19 protein-coding genes are annotated in these 18,624 nt (G+C 66.8%); 5 read left to right on the top strand and 14 right to left on the bottom strand.

Translation table 11 applies throughout. The features are described 5' to 3' along the window. Positions 1-27: 27 nt before the first annotated feature. From ACFSCT_RS11080 to ACFSCT_RS11045, 8 genes are all read right to left on the bottom strand, one after another. Positions 28-783, bottom strand: a complete 756-nt coding sequence (locus tag ACFSCT_RS11080; RefSeq protein ID WP_379142735.1) for a tetratricopeptide repeat protein — start codon at positions 781-783, stop codon at positions 28-30. 198 nt (positions 784-981) lie between these two features. Next, a complete protein-coding gene (locus ACFSCT_RS11075; RefSeq protein ID WP_379142734.1) occupies positions 982-1,581 on the bottom strand; it encodes a superoxide dismutase in 600 nt (199 codons plus the stop codon). A gap of 85 nt (positions 1,582-1,666) precedes the next feature. Continuing rightward, positions 1,667-2,092, bottom strand: coding sequence for a hypothetical protein (locus tag ACFSCT_RS11070; protein ID WP_379142733.1), 426 nt, complete (start codon positions 2,090-2,092; stop codon positions 1,667-1,669). A 113-nt stretch (positions 2,093-2,205) separates the two neighbouring features. Continuing rightward, positions 2,206-2,724, bottom strand: coding sequence for a sarcosine oxidase subunit gamma (locus ACFSCT_RS11065; RefSeq protein WP_379142731.1), 519 nt, complete (start codon positions 2,722-2,724; stop codon positions 2,206-2,208). Further along, positions 2,717-5,674: a sarcosine oxidase subunit alpha family protein gene (locus tag ACFSCT_RS11060; RefSeq protein WP_379142730.1), complete on the bottom strand. Its 2,958-nt coding sequence runs from the start codon at positions 5,672-5,674 to the stop codon at positions 2,717-2,719. Before ACFSCT_RS11060 ends, ACFSCT_RS11065 begins: the two co-directional genes overlap by 8 nt. Beyond that, on the bottom strand, positions 5,671-5,994 hold the full coding sequence (locus tag ACFSCT_RS11055) for a sarcosine oxidase subunit delta (RefSeq protein WP_379142728.1): 324 nt from the start codon (positions 5,992-5,994) through the stop codon (positions 5,671-5,673). The genes ACFSCT_RS11060 and ACFSCT_RS11055 overlap by 4 nt, the downstream gene beginning before the upstream one ends. A 9-nt stretch (positions 5,995-6,003) precedes the next feature. Beyond that, a complete protein-coding gene (locus ACFSCT_RS11050; protein ID WP_379142725.1) occupies positions 6,004-6,336 on the bottom strand; it encodes a TfoX/Sxy family protein in 333 nt (110 codons plus the stop codon). Then, positions 6,336-7,628 carry a sarcosine oxidase subunit beta family protein gene (locus tag ACFSCT_RS11045; protein ID WP_379142723.1) on the bottom strand — a complete coding sequence of 431 codons (1,293 nt, stop codon included), beginning with the start codon at positions 7,626-7,628 and terminating at the stop codon, positions 6,336-6,338. Before ACFSCT_RS11045 ends, ACFSCT_RS11050 begins: the two co-directional genes overlap by 1 nt. 160 nt (positions 7,629-7,788) lie before the next feature. Here ACFSCT_RS11045 and ccmI point away from each other — a divergent pair, with 160 nt between their 5' ends. Continuing rightward, positions 7,789-9,024 (top strand): c-type cytochrome biogenesis protein CcmI, encoded by a 1,236-nt coding sequence (ccmI, locus tag ACFSCT_RS11040; RefSeq protein ID WP_379142721.1) that lies wholly within the window; start codon positions 7,789-7,791, stop codon positions 9,022-9,024. Further along, positions 9,021-9,488, top strand: a complete 468-nt coding sequence (gene ruvX, locus ACFSCT_RS11035) for a Holliday junction resolvase RuvX (RefSeq protein ID WP_379142719.1) — start codon at positions 9,021-9,023, stop codon at positions 9,486-9,488. Before ccmI ends, ruvX begins: the two co-directional genes overlap by 4 nt. On the opposite strand, the gene mnmH is transcribed toward ruvX, so the two are convergent. Together mnmH and ACFSCT_RS11025 are read right to left on the bottom strand one after the other, a co-directional pair. Further along, on the bottom strand, positions 9,476-10,552 hold the full coding sequence (gene mnmH, locus ACFSCT_RS11030) for a tRNA 2-selenouridine(34) synthase MnmH (RefSeq protein ID WP_379142894.1): 1,077 nt from the start codon (positions 10,550-10,552) through the stop codon (positions 9,476-9,478). The genes ruvX and mnmH overlap by 13 nt on opposite strands. Before the next feature lie 10 nt (positions 10,553-10,562). Continuing rightward, positions 10,563-11,156 carry a L,D-transpeptidase gene (locus ACFSCT_RS11025; RefSeq protein WP_379142717.1) on the bottom strand — a complete coding sequence of 198 codons (594 nt, stop codon included), beginning with the start codon at positions 11,154-11,156 and terminating at the stop codon, positions 10,563-10,565. Between the two features lie 491 nt (positions 11,157-11,647). On the opposite strand from ACFSCT_RS11025, the gene ACFSCT_RS11020 reads away from it, so the two are divergent. The 3 genes from ACFSCT_RS11020 to ACFSCT_RS11010 are packed head-to-tail and all read left to right on the top strand — an operon-like array spanning position 11,648 to position 16,027. Next, the gene (locus ACFSCT_RS11020; RefSeq protein WP_379142716.1) at positions 11,648-13,912 is read left to right on the top strand and encodes a heavy metal translocating P-type ATPase; all 2,265 of its coding nucleotides are present in this window, start codon (positions 11,648-11,650) and stop codon (positions 13,910-13,912) included. A gap of 40 nt (positions 13,913-13,952) precedes the next feature. Beyond that, a complete protein-coding gene (locus tag ACFSCT_RS11015; RefSeq protein ID WP_379142714.1) occupies positions 13,953-14,615 on the top strand; it encodes an arylesterase in 663 nt (220 codons plus the stop codon). A 5-nt stretch (positions 14,616-14,620) separates the two neighbouring features. Next, entirely contained in the window at positions 14,621-16,027 is a 1,407-nt protein-coding gene (locus tag ACFSCT_RS11010) for an FAD-binding oxidoreductase (protein WP_379142712.1), read from the top strand. Between the two features lie 48 nt (positions 16,028-16,075). Here ACFSCT_RS11010 and ACFSCT_RS11005 read toward each other — a convergent pair whose 3' ends face one another. From ACFSCT_RS11005 to ACFSCT_RS10990, 4 genes are all read right to left on the bottom strand, one after another. Further along, positions 16,076-16,576: a copper chaperone PCu(A)C gene (locus ACFSCT_RS11005; protein WP_379142711.1), complete on the bottom strand. Its 501-nt coding sequence runs from the start codon at positions 16,574-16,576 to the stop codon at positions 16,076-16,078. Positions 16,577-16,606: 30 nt separating this feature from the next. Further along, complete coding sequence (locus ACFSCT_RS11000; RefSeq protein WP_379142708.1) at positions 16,607-16,951, bottom strand: hypothetical protein; 345 nt, start codon at positions 16,949-16,951, stop codon at positions 16,607-16,609. A gap of 136 nt (positions 16,952-17,087) precedes the next feature. After that, a complete protein-coding gene (gene rpmB, locus ACFSCT_RS10995) occupies positions 17,088-17,378 on the bottom strand; it encodes a 50S ribosomal protein L28 (protein ID WP_379142707.1) in 291 nt (96 codons plus the stop codon). 163 nt (positions 17,379-17,541) lie between these two features. Beyond that, a complete protein-coding gene (locus ACFSCT_RS10990; protein WP_379142705.1) occupies positions 17,542-18,615 on the bottom strand; it encodes a bifunctional transcriptional activator/DNA repair enzyme AdaA in 1,074 nt (357 codons plus the stop codon). Positions 18,616-18,624 lie beyond the last annotated feature (9 nt).

Genomic DNA, 18,624 nt, shown 5'->3' with positions numbered 1-18,624 from the left:
GAGGGTTTCCTCGGATCGGGCGGATGGTCAGGGGGTGTTCTTGGGTGCGGGCGCGGTCGCCGAGCCGTCGATCGGCGCGCCAGAGGTCGTGACCACGTCGGGACCGGTGCCATCGGCGGCATCCGCGGTTTCATCGGGTGCATCATTGGCGCCAAGCGCCATAAGCTGTTCGTTCACCCGGCGCGACAGGCCGGGGGTCAGGCCGTCCATGTTCCGCAACTGGCGCAGCAGCGTCACCGCATCATCGGTGCGGCCGGCGGCGGTCAGCGCCACGGCCTTTTGCTCCAGCGCCAGAAGGGCATAGGGCTGACCCGGCGCCGAAAGCTCGGTCAGGATCCGGTCGCGTTCGGCCGGGTCCATGGTCTCGCCATTCATCATCACCAGCTTCAGCCGCGCCAGTTCGCGCAGCAGCGGATCGCTATTGGCGTCGGCGCCCAGCGCCTCAAGCTTGGCGGCCGCGTCGGCTGTCTTGTCCGCATCGACATCCGCGCCTGCGGCCAACAACTCGCCCATCGTCCGCCGCCCCTTGCCGTCCAACGCGTCAAGCCCGGCCAGCGCCGTCGCGGGGTCGGATGATTCGAGCGCGGTCACCGCCGCATCGCCCCATGACTGTGCCGCGGCGCGGGCGCGCGATTTGGACCATTCCGACCAGGCCGATCCGGCGACGATGGCCAGGATCACGACCAGAGCGATCCAGCCGTAACGGCGGAAAAGCGCATACAAACGGTCACGGCGGACCTCCTCGGTCACCTCGTCGATGAAACTGTCGTTCTGGTTCGCCATCCGTTTCCGCCGTCCATAGTCTAGCTGCCGGCTGAAACACCGACTCTTTTCCCCCTTATACTTGACCAGCGGCTTTTGCCAATGCCGCGCGCAAAACGACCGCACACCAAAGACTTCGCCCCCGTATGCAAAGGGCCCGCCGGTTCGACACCGGCAGGCCCCAGAATCGCGCGTGCGTTCGATTTACATGCGGCTGGATTACATGCGGCTGGCGACGTTTTCCCAGTTCACCAGCTTGTTCAGGAAGTTTTCCAGATACTTCGGCCGGGCATTGCGGAAGTCGATGTAATAGGAATGCTCCCACACGTCGCAGCCAAGCAGCGCCTTCTGGCCCGAGGTCAGCGGGTTCACGCCGTTTTCGGTCTTGGTGATCGCAAGGCTGCCATCGGGGTTCTGGACCAGCCAGGCCCAGCCGGAACCGAACTGACCGACGCCGGCCTCGGCGAATTTCTTCTTGAACTCATCGACCGAGCCAAAGCTGTCGACGATCGCCTTTTCCAGCTTTTCGGGCATCGGCTCCGGATTCGGACCCATCATTTCCCAGAACTGGCTGTGGTTCCAATGCTGGCTGGCGTTGTTGAAGATGCCGTTCTGCGCCACGGCGCCCTTCTGGAAGGTGCCCGTGACGATGTCTTCCAGCGACTTGTTTTCCCACTCGGTCCCGGCGATCAGCTCGTTCAGCTTGTCGACATAGGCCTTGTGGTGCTTGTCGTGGTGATATTCCAGCGTCTCCTTGGACATGCCGCCCGCTGCAAGCGCATCGTGAGGATAGGGAAGATCGGGAAGCGTGAAAGCCATGATATGTCCTTTCGGGTCTGGGATGAAAAGTTACGCCGCGGCGGGTTCCCAAGGCAAACGCCGGGCATGGGGGGTAGTTCCTTGCTCATTGTGCAATGCAATTGCCACGTCCTTGCATGGAATTGTCATAGCCCCGTGGAATCACGGATAAACTTGCGGCCCCCCCGGCCTTCTGGATGGTCAGCCGATAATCAAGGCTGGTCGCACGCTGGCCGGTGTCGTCGCGGGTGCCGCGCAGGCTCCACGCATAGGTGCGGCGCACGGTGTTATCAACGACGATGCGCGCCTCGATGGGGGCGTTCTGATAGTACTGGATGATTGGGTCCTGCACCACGATGCGGCCGTTGGGCGTGTGGCTGACCGCAAGAAAATCGGGCACCCAACCGCTGCGCCCCTGTTCGACCAACTGGCAAAAATAAACCAGCGGACGCGCGGAAGCCGCCGTAACGGACTGGCCGTGAAGGAAAAACATCGTGGTCAGGGCGGTTGTGGCGACGATCCGGCGCAGCATCTTGGACCTTTGCGGCTCAGCAGATGCGGCAACAGATCACGCTGATCGTCCGGACGCAAGGCCGTCGGTCGGGGGCGCGGGAGCGGGGACGCGGGACCCGGGGGCCGCAAAGCTCAGCGCGGATCCAGATCGGTGCCCGGCATGGCGGCATTGGTCAAGACGGTCCGCATGTAATCCCCGACCGAGCGGAAACAGATCAGCCGATACCCCTGCCCCTCGGGCCACAGCGCACAGGCCGTTTGGGCGGCGCGGGTGCGGCGCAGGCCGTCCGCGGGTAGCGCGGCGAAATCGACGGGGCAAAGCTTGGCCAGCACCTGCGCGGCCTTGGGACCGTCGATGGCGAAGCCCACCCGCATATCTGTCACATCGGCGACCAGCGCAGGTTCGCCCGCCAGCGCGTCGCCCAGATCCGCCAGTGCCGCCGCACGTTGATCGGCGGGCAGGATGAACAGCAATTCATCGGGCGACATCCAGCCCAGCCAGCGGTCGCCGCCGGTGGCATAGCGGGTCGGCCCCGGCACCGCGACGCCCGCAGCCTCGGCGATGGCGTCGCCGGCGCGCGACAGATCGGCCCGGATCTGGATCATCGCCGGGGGCAGCCAATCGCTGACATTCGCTAACGGTTCAGCCATTCGCGCGGGTCCCTTCCTTGTCGTAGAACACCGGATCGACAATCCGCGCCCGCACCGACTCGCCGTTTGGCTGCGGAAACTCCAGCACCTCGCCGATACGTTCGGGGCCGCGCCGGACCAGCCCCATGGCGATCGGCCGCCCGAGTGTGGGTGAATGATAGGTCGAGGTCACGCGCCCTTGCGTGTTGCGCTGGCCGTTGGCGTTATGCCCATCCGCCACCGCATAGGCGCCATCGGGGATCATCCGCGCATCCATGCTTTCCAGACCGACCAGCCGCCAGCGCTCAGGGCTGGCCATGAACGACCGCTCTTGCGCACGCTTGCCGATATAATCCGCCTTCTTCTTCGAGATCGCCCAGTTCAGGCCAAGATCCTGCGGAATGACCGTGCCGTCGGTTTCATCCCCGATCATGATGAAGCCCTTTTCGGCGCGCATCACATGCATCGCCTCGGTGCCGTAAGGGGTGACGCCCAGGTCGGCGCCGACCTCGTGGATCTTGTTCCACAGCGCCAGACCCTGCCGCGCCGGGACCGCGATCTCGAACGACAATTCGCCCGAAAAGCTGATGCGATAGATCCGCGCCGGCACGCCCGCCAGCATACCCTCGGCCCAGCCCATATGCGGCAGGGTCTCGGCTGACACATCCATGCCGCCCAGCCGTTCCAGCACCTCGCGCGCCTTGGGGCCGGCGATGGCGATCTGGGCGAATTGTTCGGTCAGGTTGGCGGTATAGACCTTCCAGTCCCACCATTCGCATTGCAGCCAGTCTTCCATATGCGCGTGAATGCGCTCGGCCCCGCCGGTGGTGGTGTGGCACAGCCAGCTGTCCTCGGACAGGCGCACGACCACGCCGTCATCCATCAGAAAGCCGTTTTCGCTGCACATCAGCCCATAGCGGCATTTGCCGACCGGGATGCCGGACACCAGACCCGTATAGATCATGTCGAGGAAACGCCCGGCATCTGGGCCCTTGACCAGTATCTTGCCCAGTGTCGAGGCGTCGAGCGTGCCGACACCACCCCGCACCGCGCCGATTTCACGGGCAACGGCGTCATGCACCGCCTCGCCCCGCGCCGGATAGGCATAGGGCCGGCGCCAATGGCCGACGGGTTCCCATTTGACGCCGTGCTCCGTGTGCCAGGCGTCCATCGGCGTCTTGCGCAGCGGCTGAAAGACATCGCCCCGCGCATCGGCCGCGATGGTGCCGAAGGTCAGCGGCGTATAGGGTGGCCGGAAGGTCGTCGTGCCGGTGGCCGGGATCGGCTGGTTCAGGCTTTGCGAAAGAATGGCCAACCCGTTGATATTGCTGGTCTTGCCCTGATCCGTCGCCATGCCCAGCGTGGTATAGCGCTTGGTGTGTTCGACGCTGGCATAGCCTTCACGCGCAGCAAGCTCGACATCGCTGACCTTCACGTCATTCTGGAAATCCAGCCACATCTTGAAGCGCGATTTGACCGGCGCGCGGGCCGGCATGACCCAGACCGGCATGGTGGGCTGTTCGTCAGGCTGCGCGATCAGACCGGCCAGGGCCAGATCGCCGGCGGCGGCCCCGACCGCGCTTGCCATGCCGCGCCCGTCGGCGCCAAGCGGTGGGCGCGCGGGGTCCGGGACGAACATCGCCGCGGTCTCGTCCCAGTTCAGCTTGCCACCGCAATGGCTCCACAGATGCACGACCGGGGACCAGCCGCCCGACATGGCAAGCGCATCGCATTCCAGCGTCTGGGTGATGGTCTTGCCGTCACCGTCCTGCGCGCAGATGGTGATCCCGGTCACCCCCTTGCCGCCCCGGACGCCGGCCACGGCGCTGCCGGTCAGCACGGTCACCCCCCGGGCGCGCAGCATTTCGGGCAAGGCGCCGCTGGCGTTCGGGCGCGCGTCCACGACGACCGGCACCTCAAGACCCGCGTCCAGCGCCGCAAGCGCGGTGCGATAGGCGTCGTCGTTATTGGTGACAACGGCGATCCGCGCGCCCGGCGCCACACCCCAGTTCACCAGATAATCCCGGACCGCGCTGGCCAGCATCACGCCCGGCACGTCATTTCCGACGAAGGCCAGCGGACGTTCCAGCGCGCCCGTGGCGGTGATGACATGACCCGCGCGGATCCGCCAAAGCCGTTGCCGGGGAAGCCCCGAATCGGGGTCATGATCGGCAATCCTTTCGGCGGCGAGCAGATAGCCGTGATCATAAAGACCGGTCGCCATGGTGTTGCGGCGCAAGGTCACATTGGCCATGCCCTGCAACTCGGCCAGCAGCGCCTCGACGACCTGAGCCCCCGCCTCGCCCTGATCGACCGGCGCGCGGCCGCCCCACCAATCGTTCTGCTCCAGCACCAGCACCCGGCCACCCTGCCGGGCCACCTTGGCCGCCGCATCAAGCCCGGCCACGCCGCCGCCGACGACCACCGTATCGACGAAATCATAGGCCTGCTCGTAATGGTCGGGATCGGGGCTGACCGGAGGGCGCCCCAGACCGGCGGACCGGCGGATCACCGGTTCGAACACATGCTTCCACGCAAACCGCGGATGAATGAAGGTCTTGTAATAAAAACCCGCCGGCAGGAAACGGTACAGCCGCGCGTTGATCGCGCCCACGTCGAATTCCAGTGTGGGCCAGTGGTTCTGACTGAATAGTTGCATCCCGTCGCGCAACGCGGTGGTGGTGACGCGCTGGTTCGGCTCGAACCTTGGCCCGACGCCCAGCCCGACCAGGGCATTCGGCTCTTCCGCGCCCGAGGCCAGCGGACCGCGCGGCCGGTGATACTTGAACGACCGCCCCATCAGCATCTGCCCCGACCCGATCAGCGCCGAGGCGAGCGTGTCGCCGCGATAGCCGGTAAGGGGACGGCCGTTGAAGGACAGCGTCAGGACATGCCGCCGGTCGATAAGCCGCCCGCCGCCGGGCAGACGATGGGCGCCGCGCGTATTCCGGTTATTGACCTTGTCACTCATAGCTCGGGGTTCCAGTCGGGACGGACAGCGCGGATCGCCGCGAGGATTTCGGGGGTCGGGCCGGGGGTCTGCGCGGCATAGGTGCCGAACACCTGCAAAGTCGCGGTGTCGCGCGCCGCCAGAAACCACTTGCCGCAGCCATAGGCATGGCGCCAGCGTTCAAAATGCACGCCCTTCGGGTTGGCGCGGGCGAACATATAGCCCTCGAACTCCTCATCCGAGGATCCCGGGCCGAAGCGTTTCAGATGCGCCTCGCCACCTGGGGACAGCTCGGTTTCCTCGGCCGCCACGCCGCAATAGGGGCAGGTGAGTGTCAGCATGGTGTCCGCCTATTCCTTCGGGTCCAGTCCGCGCACGAAATCAATCGCTATGCCGGTCAGCGCGGCGCGGGTGTCATCGTCGTCAAGGTGATCCACGTCCAGATAGACATAGCCCTTCATCACCCGTTGCCCCATCATCGCCTGCGTGGTGCCGGGCACCGCAAGCGCCTGCGCCATGCCCGCATCGCCGACGCGGTAAAGGCCGGTGCCCTTGTGGATGCAGGCGACCATGTTGCCGTTCATCATGAAGCACAGCCCCCCGAACATGGCCTGCTCGCGCAGGTTCGGCAGGTCGCCCAGATCGGCGCGCATCATTTCCTCAAGCCCCGCGTCCCGCGCCATCAGTGCGCCACCCCGGCGGCAACCGATTCGTCGATGAACCGCCCCTCGCGGAACCGGTTCATGCCGAAATCGGCCGCCAAGGGGCCCGGCGCGCCATTCGCGACCAGTTCGGCCATGGCCCAGCCGGAACCCGGGATCGCCTTGAACCCGCCCGTCCCCCAGCCGCAGTTGACGAAGATGTTCCCGACCGGCGTGGTCGACAGGATCGGAGAGCGGTCGCCGGTCATGTCGACGATCCCGCCCCATTGCCGCAGCATCTTCAGCCGCGAGATCATCGGAAACGTCTCGACCAGCGCGCGGACGGTTTCCTCGACATGCTGCCACGACCCGCGCTGGGTATAGTTGTTGAACCCGTCGGTGCCGCCGCCGATCACCATCTCGCCCTTGTCGGATTGCGACAGATAGCCGTGGACCGTGTTGGCCATGACCACGACATCCATGCAGGGTTTGATGGGTTCGCTGACCAGCGCCTGCAGGGCCAGCGATTCGATCGGCAGGCGGAATCCGGCCATCTCGGCCAGAACCGAGGAATGGCCGGCCGCGACCAGCGTCAGCTTCTCGCAGCCGATCTCGCCCCGCGTGGTCGAGACGCCGGTGACGCGGCCGCCCTCGGTGCGGATGCCGTTCACCTCGCAGTTCTGGATGATATGCATGCCCATTTCGGCGCAGGCGCGGGCATAGCCCCAAGCCACCGCGTCGTGCCGCGCGGTGCCGCCCCGCGCCTGATACAGCGCCCCCAGAACCGGATAGCGCGGCCCGTCGATGTTGATGATCGGGACCAGTTCCTTGACCCGTTCCGGCGTGATCCATTCGGTCGCGACACCCTGAAGGTGGTTGGCGTGCACGGTCCGCTTGTAGCCGCGCACCTCATGTTCGGTCTGTGCCAGCATCAACAGGCCGCGCGGGCTGAACATGACGTTATAGTTCAAGTCCTGAGACAGGTTTTCGTATAATTTCAGCGCCTTGTCATAGATCGCCGCCGAGGGGTCCTGAAGGTAGTTCGACCGGATGATCGTCGTGTTCCGTCCGGTGTTGCCGCCGCCCAGCCAGCCCTTTTCAAGGATCGCGACATCGGTGATGCCGTGGTTCCTGCCCAGATAATAGGCCGTGGCAAGGCCATGCCCGCCCGCGCCGACGATCACGACCTTATAGCGCGGCTTCGGCTCGGGGCTGGTCCATGCGCGCCCCCAGCCGGTGTGAAACCGCAGCGCCTCGCGCGCGATGGCAAAGACCGAATAGCGGCGTTTCGGCGTCTGGCCGGGCAAAGAAGCAGAGTTGACGGCTGAGGACATGTGACGGCCTTCCTGTCGGATGCAGCGGACAATGCAGTCCATGCGAAAGACGCTCAAGCAAAGAAGCGGCAGATTGCGACGATTTGCGACATGCCGGTGCGGGGTTTTGCAGCTTAACGAAAAAGCCTAGATGATAAAGCGCAACGAAAATGAGGCGGTAATGTTCTGGGCAATCTGTGCGGGCTTGGTGGCCATCATCGCCACGGCGGTGCTTGCACCCTTGCGTCGCGTGAACAGCGCGGCGGCCGAGCCGGCGGCACTCTTTGATCTGCAGGTCTATCGCGACCAGTTGTCCGAGGTTGACCGCGATCTGGCGCGCGGGGTGCTGGACCCGGCCGAGGCCGAACGCCTGCGTCTGGAAATCAGCCGCAAGGTTCTGGACGCCGACCGCGCCGCGCAAGGGGCGGGGCCGGGCGCCGCCGGGCGGCGGGGCGTGTTCGTCGTCGCCGCGCTGGCCGCCGTGCTGGCCGGATCGGTGGGGATGTATTTCTGGCTCGGCGCCCCGACCCTGCCCGACCAGCCGATCGCGGCGCGCTACGAATCGGCCGCGCAATCCTATCGCGACCGCCCAAGTCAGGCCGAGGCCGAGAAATCCTTCAAGGTGCCCGATATCCGCCCCGATGCCGAAACCGCGGCGCTGATCGAAAAGCTGCGCAAGGGCGTCGCGGCCAATCCGGGCGATCCTCAGGGCCAGTTCCTGCTGGCGAATGTCGAGCAGGCGCTGGGGAACTATCCCGCCGCCGCCCGCGCCGCCCAGGAATATATCCGGCTGCGCGGCGAACGCGGCGAGAAGGTCGGCGCGAGTGACTATTCCCGGCTGGCCGGTTTCATGGTCGGCGCGGCCGGCGACAGGGTCACGCCCGAGGCCGAGGACCAGATCGCCGAGGCGCTGAACCGCGACCCCGACGACCCGCAGGGCCTGTATCTGGGTGGGCTGCTTCAGGCCCAGAACGGTCGCCCCGACCTGACCTTCACCTATTGGAAACGGCTGCTGGAGATCGCGCCCGCCGATGCAAGCTGGGCGGCGACGATCCGGCCGGTCATGCCGGAACTGGCGTGGCTGGCCGGTGACGCCCGCTATGTGGTGCCAGAGCCGCCGAAGCCGCAAGACAGCGCACCCGCCGGCCCGACCGCCGATGATGTGGCCGCCGCGAAGGACATGACCCCCGAGGAGCGTCAGAAGTTCATCGAAAGCATGGTTTCGGGGCTGGAAAACCGGCTGGCTGAACAGGGCGGGACGGCCGAGGAATGGGCGCGGCTGATCACCTCGCTGGGCACGTTGGGCAAAACCGACCGCGCCCGCGCGATCTGGGACGAGGCCCGCACCCGTTTCGCATCCGAGCCGGCATCGCTTACGCTGGTCGACGCGGCCGCGACGAGCGCGGGGCTGCAATGACCTTTGACGAGATCGCCGATTTCGCCGCCGCCCTGCCCCGCAGCGGCGCGCTGGCGGGGCTCGATCTTGGCACCAAGACCATCGGCGTGGCGGTCAGCGACGGGCTGCGCCATGTCGCGTCGCCCCTGAAGGTGATCCGGCGCAGCAAATTCACCGCCGACGCGGCCGAGCTGTTGCAGATCGCTAAGGATCGCGGGCTGGCCGGGCTGGTGCTGGGTCTGCCCCGCAACATGGATGGCAGCGAAGGCCCCCGCGCCCAGTCGACACGCGCCTTCGCCCGCAATCTGGAACGGCTGACCCCGTTGCCGATCACCTTCTGGGACGAGCGGCTGTCCACCGTCGCGGCCGAGCGGGCGCTTCTGGAAGCGGACACCTCGCGCCGCCGCCGGGCCGAAGTCATTGATCAGGTCGCGGCCGGCTATATCCTGCAAGGCGCGCTGGACCGGCTGTCCTATCTGGGCTGAGCCGCAAGCCGCCCGACCGCCGCTGCCACCCGATCGGTCAGTTGCTCAAGCCCGGCTTCGTCCAGACGCGGGGCCGAGATCACCTGCTTTTCCTGCCGGTCGTAACGGGCGCGGTGCTTTTCATAGCGTGGATCATAATGGTCCTGCATCAGCCCCTGCGCCAGCCGGGCCCAGTCGCCGGAAAGCGCCTGCGCCTGCCATTCGGCGATACGCTCGGCCGGGTGCAGCTTTGACAGGGCCTCGATCGGACCCAGTATCGCCTGCGGGTCGGCCATCTCGGCGCGGTAGACATGGGCCACATGCGCCGCCCGCGCCGCCGCCGGCACCGCCAGCCGGATCCGCGGCGCATCGCATATCGCCCGCCAGATCGCACGCGGCACCATCAGATCCCCGATCCGGGAACTTTCCGCCTCGACCACCACCGGGCGGGCGGGGTCCAGCCGCTCGACCGCCAGGGCCAGCCGGCCTTCCCACAGCTTCTGAGCGGGCTGGCCGCCCGGCATATGCCCGAACAGGCTGCCCCGGTGATTGGCCAAGCTCTCAAGGTCCACGGTCTGGATGCCCCGCGCCGCCAGCCGCGACAGGATCTCGGTCTTGGCGCTGCCGGTGTTGCCATCCAGAACGATCAGCGGGGCATCAAAGCCGCGCTGCTCGACCCGCTGGGTCACAAGCTGCCGCCACGCCTTATAGCCGCCCTGCAGCCGCGAGACGCGCCAGCCGACCTGTTCCAGAATGGTCGAGAACGCCCCCGAGCGCTGACCGCCGCGCCAGCAATAGACCAGCGGCCGCCAGCCGCCGCCGCGGTCCGACAGCACGGTCGCCAGATGCCGCGCCGCGTTCGCCGCGACCATCGCCGCGCCGATCCGGCGTGCGTCGAATGCCGAGACCTGTTTGTAAATCGTGCCGACCTGCGCCCGCTCGGCATCGTCCAGAACCGGCAGGTTGATGGCGCTGGGCAGGTGATCCTCGGCAAACTCGCCGGGGCTGCGCACGTCGATGACATCGTCGAACGCGGGCAGGTCGGGCTGGCCTGCAACCGCCAGCCCGACCGAGGCCAATGTCAGATCCACTGGATCAGTAGACGTATACCGGGGTCCCGATCGGAACCTGATCATACAGCCCCATCACCGCCTCGTTGCGCATCCGCAGGCAGCCGTTCGACACCGCGCGGCCGATCGAGTTCGGCTCGGTCGTGCCGTGGATGCGGATGGCGGTATCCTGACCCTTGTCGTTGTAAAGATACAGCGCACGGGCGCCCAGCGGGTTCGTGGGGCCGCCCGGCATGCCGTCCTTGTACTTGCCGTATTGGGCGGGCTTGCGCTTGATCATCTCGGGCGTGGGTTTCCAGCTGGGCCACTCGGTCTTGCGGCCGACATGCGCCTTGCCTTTCCACACCAGTTCGTCCTTGCCGACCGCCACGCCATAGCGGATGGCTACGCCGGGGGCGACGACGTGGTAAAGGAAGAAATCCTTGCTGACCACCACGATGCTGCCGACCTCGAAATCGGGGCGGATGGCGACCCGCGTCGGCGCGTAGGGATCGACCTTGGAGGTTTTGGTCTTGGCCGGTTTGGCCGCCGGTTCGGGCGATTTCGCGACCTGCGCCATGACGGTTGCGGGGGCGACGATCAGCGGTAGGGACAGTGCGAGAAGCTGGCGGCGTTGCATCGGAAATCCTGTGGCTGGCGGCAGGCGCGAAATGGCTTGGCGCCTGAAATGGGGTGTTCAGCGAACGGATATGCCAGATTGGCGTGGATAATCAACTCACCAGACCGTCATAGCCGGGTGTGGGACTTGTGTCGTGGCCGGCAGGCAACTACCTCATATGGTGAAAAGGATGAAGCGGATGCCCTTGGCCATGTCCCCTTGCAGCAGATCGCCCGACCCGGCGGCTGGCCGCGCCCCCCGGCGTATGGCCACGCGGGCGGCGCATGCCTGCCGTGGCAGCGGGCTGCGCGGCTGTCGCTGTCATCGGCGTCCGGCGACTGCGGTCCCGGCCCTTTTCCGCCAACACACCCGCCCGATCGCCGCCATCGACGCGCTGACCCGCATCGCCGGTCTGGAAAACCGCGAGCGGTTGCGCATGCGCGTCAGGCGCCCCCATGGTCCGCCCGACCTGTTCCGAAGCCCCCCAGCCTCATTCGGAACAGGAAGAAGCCATGAAGGATACACATCCCTTTTCGGACCCGGACGCCCGGCTTGATCTGGACATCACCGGGATGACCTGCGCGTCCTGCGCGGGTCGGGTCGAACGCGCGCTGCGCGCCGTCCCGGGCGTGACCGATGCCAGCGTCAACCTCGCCACCCGCCGCGCTCGCGTGCAGATGGACCCGCGCGACCCCGCCCCGGCGATCGAAGCCGTGCGCAAGATCGGCTATCAGGCCAAAGCGGTCACCCATGCGGACCATGACCGCAGCCATGATCACCCCGCCATGGCCGACGCGCGCGAGGCGAAGGCGCTGCGCCGCGCCTTTCTGATCGCGCTGGTCCTGACCCTGCCGCTGTTCATCGTCGAGATGGGCGGCCATCTGTTCCCCGGCTTCCATCACTGGATCACGACCATCATCCCAACCCGCATGCTGTGGCTGGCCGAGATGGTGCTGACCCTGATCGTGCTGGCCGGCCCGGGCCGGGTGTTCTACCGCCACGGCGTTCCCGCCCTGCTGCGCGGCCAGCCCGAGATGAACGCGCTGGTGGTGCTGGGCGCCTCGGCCGCCTTTGCCTATTCGGCGGTCGCGACCCTTCTGCCGCAGATCCTGCCGCCCGACGCCCGGCAGGTGTATTTCGAGGCCGCCGCCACCATCGTCACCCTGATCCTTCTGGGTCGCTGGCTGGAGGCGCGGGCACGCGGGCGGGCCGGTCAGGCCATTCGCCGCCTGCTGGATCTGACGCCGCAAAGCGCCCGGGTCGAACGCGATGGCGTGCTGGCCGAGGTTCCCGTCGCCGATCTGCATCCGGGCGACGTGGTGATCCTGCGCCCGGGCGAGCGTGTCGCCGTCGATGGCGTGGTGATCCAAGGGCAGGGCGCAATCGACGAATCGATGCTGACGGGTGAGCCGCTGCCCGCCGCGAAACGGCCGGGGGACACGGTCACCGGCGGCACGGTGAACGGCAATGCCCCGCTGAAATTCCGGGTCACCGCGACCGGCGCCGCCACCACGCTGGCGCGGATCATCCGCATGGTCGAGGACGCGCAGGCGGCGCGGCTTCCGGTTCAGGCGATGGTCGATCGGATCACCGCGATCTTCGTGCCGGCGGTGATCGGCATCGCGGCGCTGACATTCGTGCTGTGGCTGGCCTTTGGCCCCGCCCCGGCGCTGACCCATGCGCTGGTCGCAGCGATCTCGGTCCTGATCATCGCCTGCCCCTGCGCGATGGGTCTGGCGACGCCGGTCTCGATCCTTGTCGGCACCGGGCGGGGCGCCCAGCTTGGCATCCTGTTCCGGCGCGGCGACGCGTTGGAGCGGCTGGCCCGCGCCAGACTGGTGGCCTTTGACAAGACCGGCACGCTGACCATGGGACACCCGGTTCTGGTCGACATGCAAACCGCGCCGGGCGCCGATCCGAACGATCTGCTGCGACTGGCGGCTGCTGCGGAAACATTGTCCGAGCATCCGCTGGCGCAGGCCATCGTCAGCGCCGCGCGGGAACGCGGGCTGGCGCTTCCGCAAGCCAGCCGGGGCATGGCGGACACCGGCAAGGGCTTCACCGCCGAGGTCGAAGGCAAGCCGGTCGTCGTCGGCAATATCGCGGCGCTCGAGGCCGCGGGGGTTGTCCCCGACCCGGACCTGATGGCCGCGGCCGATCAGCGCGCGGCTGAAGGTGACACGGTTATTCATCTGGCGGTAGATGGCCGCCATCTCGCCGTGCTTTTCGTCGCAGATCGGTTGCGCGACAACAGCGCGGCCACGATCGCCGGGCTGCACCGGCTGGGGTTGAGCACGGCGCTGATCTCGGGCGACCGGGTGGAAACGGCGCGCGCCATCGGCGGAAAGCTCGGCATTGACCAGATCCACGGCGGCGTCATGCCCGACGGCAAGGTGGCAGCCCTTGCCGCATTGGGCAGCGAAGGCGTGGTCTTTGTCGGCGACGGCATCAACGACGCCCCCGCGCTTGCCAGCGCCGACGTGGGTATCGCGATCGGGTCGGGCACGGACGTCGCCATCGAATCGGCCGAGGTCGTCCTTTTGGGCGGCGATGTCGCGGCGGTCCCGCGCAGCATCACGCTTAGCCGTGCGGTGATGCGCAACATCCGCCAGAATCTCGGCTGGGCGTTCGGGTACAACATCCTGCTGATCCCGGTCGCGATGGGGGTTCTGGCGCCCTTTGGCGGCCCGATGCTGTCGCCGATGCTGGCAGCGGCGGCGATGGCGCTTTCATCCGCTTTCGTGGTGACGAACGCCCTGCGTCTGCGTCGCGCGTGACGGGCTTTCCGTTGGCGGTATTGCTGGCTAGGGTTGGGCCATGAAGCGCATCGCACTGACCCTGATCCTGCTGCTGACCCCGCTTGCCGCATGGGCCGAAACCCGCATCGTCGTCTTTGGCGACAGCATCGCGGCGGGGTTCGGCCTGCCCCCCGATCAGGGGCTGGTGCCGACGCTTGAACGCTGGCTGTCGGTGCGCGGCTATGACGTGACGCTGATCCAGGCCGGGCTTTCCGGCGATACGACCTTTGGCGGTCGGGTCCGGATCAAATGGTCGGTTCCCCCCGATACCGACGCCGTCATCATCGAGCTTGGCGCCAACGACATGCTGGTCGGGTTCGATCCGGACGGCATCAAAAGCAACCTGCACACGATCATCGACAGCGCACAAGGCGCCAGGCAGCGCCCGGTCCTGTTGCTGGGAATTTATGCGTTGCCGGTCCGCTCGGCCCCGTACCGGCAAAAATTCGACGCGATCTGGCAAAGCATCGCCAGCCAGCAGGATGTGCTGCTGGTGCCCGACATGATCGCGCCCTTCCGCCGCCTTTCCCAGCCCGAGCGCGAGCGGCGCAAGATCCTTCAGTCCGACCGGCTTCACCCCGCCCAAGCGGGTGTCGAGCTGATGGTCGAAGAGATCGGCCCGAAGGTCATCGAGCTGATTGCCCAAACCAAGGCCCAAACCAAGGCCCAAGCCAAGGAGTGACCGAAATGGATCTGATCGCCGCGTTGCGCCGGATTTGTGGCGAAAACGCCGTGCAGGACGGCGCCGAGGCCGGCGGTCTGGGCCGCGATGCCACCGGCAAATACCATTGGCGGCCGCTGGCGGTGGTGCGGCCGCGCGATACGGCGCAGGTCTCGGCCGTCCTGCAACTGGCGGGCCAGAATGGCGTCTCGGTGGTCCCGGTCAGCGGCAACACCGGGCTGAACGGCGGCACCCGGGCCGAGGGCGCCATCATGCTGTCGACCGAACGGATGAACCGCATTCGCGACATCGACCCCGCAGCCCGCACCGCCACCGTCGAGGCGGGCGTCATATTGCAAACCCTGCACGAGGAACTGGCGCCGCTGGGCCTTGGCTTTCCGATGACCTTCGGCGCGCGCGGCTCGGCCCGGATCGGGGGCATCCTGTCGACCAACGCGGGCGGGTCGAACGTGCTGCGCTATGGCAATATGCGCGCCCTGTGTCTGGGGGTCGAGGTGGTGCTGGCCGATGGCCGGGTGATGAACCTGATGAGCGCGCTGCACAAGGACAACACCGGATACGATCTGCGCGATCTGTTCATCGGCGCCGAAGGGACGCTGGGCATCATCACCGCCGCCGTGCTGAAGCTGTCGCCCCTGCCCCGCGCCCATGTGACCGCCGTGGTGGCGATGGCGCGGCTCGAGGATGCGCTGAGCCTGCTGAACGCGTTGCAGGCGGCCAGCGGCGGCGGGGTCGAGGCGTTCGAATACATGCCCGACATCTATATGGACCGGCTGGCGCGCTATCGCCCCGACCTGTTGCCGCCGATCACGACCGGGCCGGTCAACTTGCTGATCGAGGCGGCCTCGACGGCGCCGGCGCTTTCCGATCCCGGACCCGAGGGCGCGCCGCCCCTGCGCGATGCGATCGAAACGGTTCTGTCCGACGCGATGGAAGCCGGTCAGATCACCGACGCGGCCGTCGCCAGCAGCGATGCGCAGCGGCGCAAGATGTGGGAAATGCGCGAATCGGCGGCCGAGATCACGCTGAACGAATTGCCCATTGTCGACACCGATATCGCCGTGCCGCTTGGCGCGGTGGCCGAATATCTGGACCGGATGCGGGCGCGGATCACGAAACTGGACCCGCAGGCGCGGATCATGATCGTCGCCCATCTGGGCGACGGCAACGTGCATTACACGGTTTACCCGTCGCGCGACGATGACGGTTTGCAGAACGACCTGCGTCAGGCGATCAGCGAGGAAGCGGTCGCGCTGGGGGGCAGTTTTTCCGCCGAACATGGCATCGGGGTGTCGAAGCTGCCGACGATGGCGGCGCTGAAAGACCCCGTAGCGCTGGACGTGATGCGGGTGATTCGTCAGGCGCTGGATCAGCAGGGCATCCTGAACCCCGGAAAAACCATCCCGAAATAGCGGGGCGGCGCGACCGGTCCGGCCGCGTCCCCCCGCTGTCCGCCGCGATTACTGCGCGGCGGGCATGTGCATCTGGTGGTCGACCTTTTCGCCACCCGCGGCGCCGGCATCAGGCTTGCGCGCGGAATCGACCGGAATTTCCGCATCCAGCTTGCCGCATTCGCCGAAATCGAAGCTGACGGCGAACTTGTCCCCGTCGGCCAGCGGCTTTTTCAGCCCCATCAGCATCAGGTGATCACCGCCACGGGTCAGCGGGTGCGCGCCGTTCGCGGGAATTTCGATGCCATTTTCGATCTTGACCATTTTCGTCACGCCGTTCGCATCGGTGGTGCTGGTGTGCAGCTCGGCCCGTTCCGCGACATCGGTGCTGACACCGCTCAGCGTGCAGGCGACCGATTTGTGGTTCTCGATATTCATGAAGGCCGCGCCGCTGGTGGCTTTCGCCCCCGTCACGCGCGCATAGGGATCGTCGATTTTCAGCCCGTCATGGGCCAGTGCCGCCATCGGCGTAAGTGCCGCGCAGGCGGCAATGAAAAGCATCCGTTTCATCATCTTGTCCTATAAATTACGTGGTTGAGGTCAGGCGTCGCGCCAAAGCGGCGGATCGCGGGCCTGCGGGGACAAGACGGGTGTGTTGAGAGAATAGGACGGAACCGCGGGCTGAAGCCGGCGCATCTGCGCGATCGTGGTCACCACGGCATCCTGCGGCACGGCGACGGCGGCCATCAGGCCAAGCGCCATGTCCGGGCAAAGATGCGGCTGCTCGACCGGCTTGCCGTCGCGGTCGACCCAGATCGTCGTATAGGCGGTGCCGGCGCAGATCACGATTTGCCCGTCGGCCCGCGCCTGTCCGCGCGCAACCGCAAGCGATTGACCGGTCAGGATCAGGATGCAGATCAGGGCAAGGCGGAACCAAAGGCGCATGCACCGCTCAGTAGCCCATGCCGGGATGGCACGCAGCAAAAATCTGCATCTCCGACTTGCGCCGGATGGTCGCTGCCCCATAACCGAAAACCCCGCCGTCACCGGCGGGGCGCAACCGTCACTCCGGCAAGGGTGATCAGGCCTGGGCGGCCTGCGCCTTGGCGATCTCGCGTTTGATCTTCAGCGCGCGGTCGGACAGATCGACGTCCTTGGCTTTGCTGAGGAACGCGTCAAGACCACCGCGGTGATCGACCGAACGCAGCGCCGCGGCCGAGATGCGCAGGGCGTAAGACTGGCCCAGCACGTCAGAGATCAGCGTCACCTCGTTCAGATTCGGCAGGAACCGGCGGCGGGTCTTGTTATTGGCGTGGCTGACATTGTTCCCGGTCATCGGGCCTTTGCCGGTCAGTTCGCAGACGCGCGACATGGGCGTAATCCTTCGTTTGTTTGTCCGGGCCGCATCGGGCAGCCCCAAAAGTGAAAGGGCACCGCCTGAGGCAGCGCCCGGAAATCCGTCCGCGGGGGATAATTCAACATGCGCCGCCCGTCAAGCGTTTCCGCAAGCACGGACGGGCAGCGGGTGCCCTTGGTCATGCCATCCCGGCGATGCGGGTTTCAAGCTCGATCAGCGCCTGTTTGCGCCACAGCCCGCCGCCATAGCCGGTCAGACTGCCGTCGGCGCCGATCACGCGGTGACAGGGAACAAGGATGGCGATCTGGTTGGCGCCATTGGCCTGCGCCTCGGCGCGCGTCGCGGTGGGGCGGCCCAGTTCGCGCGCCAACTGGCCATAGCTGACCGTGCGACCCGGCGGAATCCGCTGCAATTGCTGCCAGACAGCACGATAAAACGGCGTGCCGTGCAGGGTCAGCGGCACGCTGAACCCGCCGGATTGCCCGGCGAAATACGGCTGCAATTGCGCCTCGGTCAGGTCGATCGCCGGCGTGCGGCCCAGACCGATACGTCCGCCCGCGCCCTTGGACAGCCGTTTCAGCTCGGCCGGAAGCGCCTTGCGCCCGACGAACTCCAGCAGGTGCAGGCTGCGGCTGTCGGCCACCGCGATCATCCCGCCCAAGGGCGAATCGATCCAATCCGCCCATAACCCCGCCGCCCCCTGCATCGCCTTCGGCGCATGACCGAACAGCCGCGCGAAAGCCTGACGGAAGCCGCTGGCCGAATCGAAGCCCGCGTCAAGCTGGGCCTCGATCACCGGATCGCCGGTCTTGAGCCGGGTCACACCCTGACGAAGCCGTGCATGGCGGGCCATTTCCAGAAACGTCATGCCGAAATGCCGCCGGAACGCCCGCCGGATGGTCGAAGGGTCAAAGCCCTGCGCCTGCACATCGGCCTCGGACCAGCGCCGGCCCGGGTCGGCCTCGAGCGCGGCAAGCAGGCGCTGAACGGCCGGATCGCCCTCGGCCTGCGTGGCAATGGGGTGGCAGCGCCGGCACGGGCGGAACCCGGCATCCAGACACTCGGCCACCGTGCCGAACCAGCGGCAATTCTGGGCCAGGGGTTTGCGCGCCGGGCAGGTCAGCCGGCAGAAGATGCCGGTGGTGGTGACCCCGACAAAGGCACGGCCTTCATAGGAGGGATCGCGGGATTGCAGCGCCGTGTAAAGCGTCTGAGGGTCGGGCAGATCGAACAAATCGGGCTCCTTGGTCATCTTCTGTCC

Origin of the sequence: Paracoccus pacificus (genome assembly GCF_042680785.1) — a bacterium.
GTDB classification, from domain to species: domain Bacteria; phylum Pseudomonadota; class Alphaproteobacteria; order Rhodobacterales; family Rhodobacteraceae; genus Paracoccus; species Paracoccus pacificus.
The sequence above is the reverse complement of the archived record's forward strand: the minus strand, read 5'-3'. Positions and strand labels throughout refer to the sequence as shown.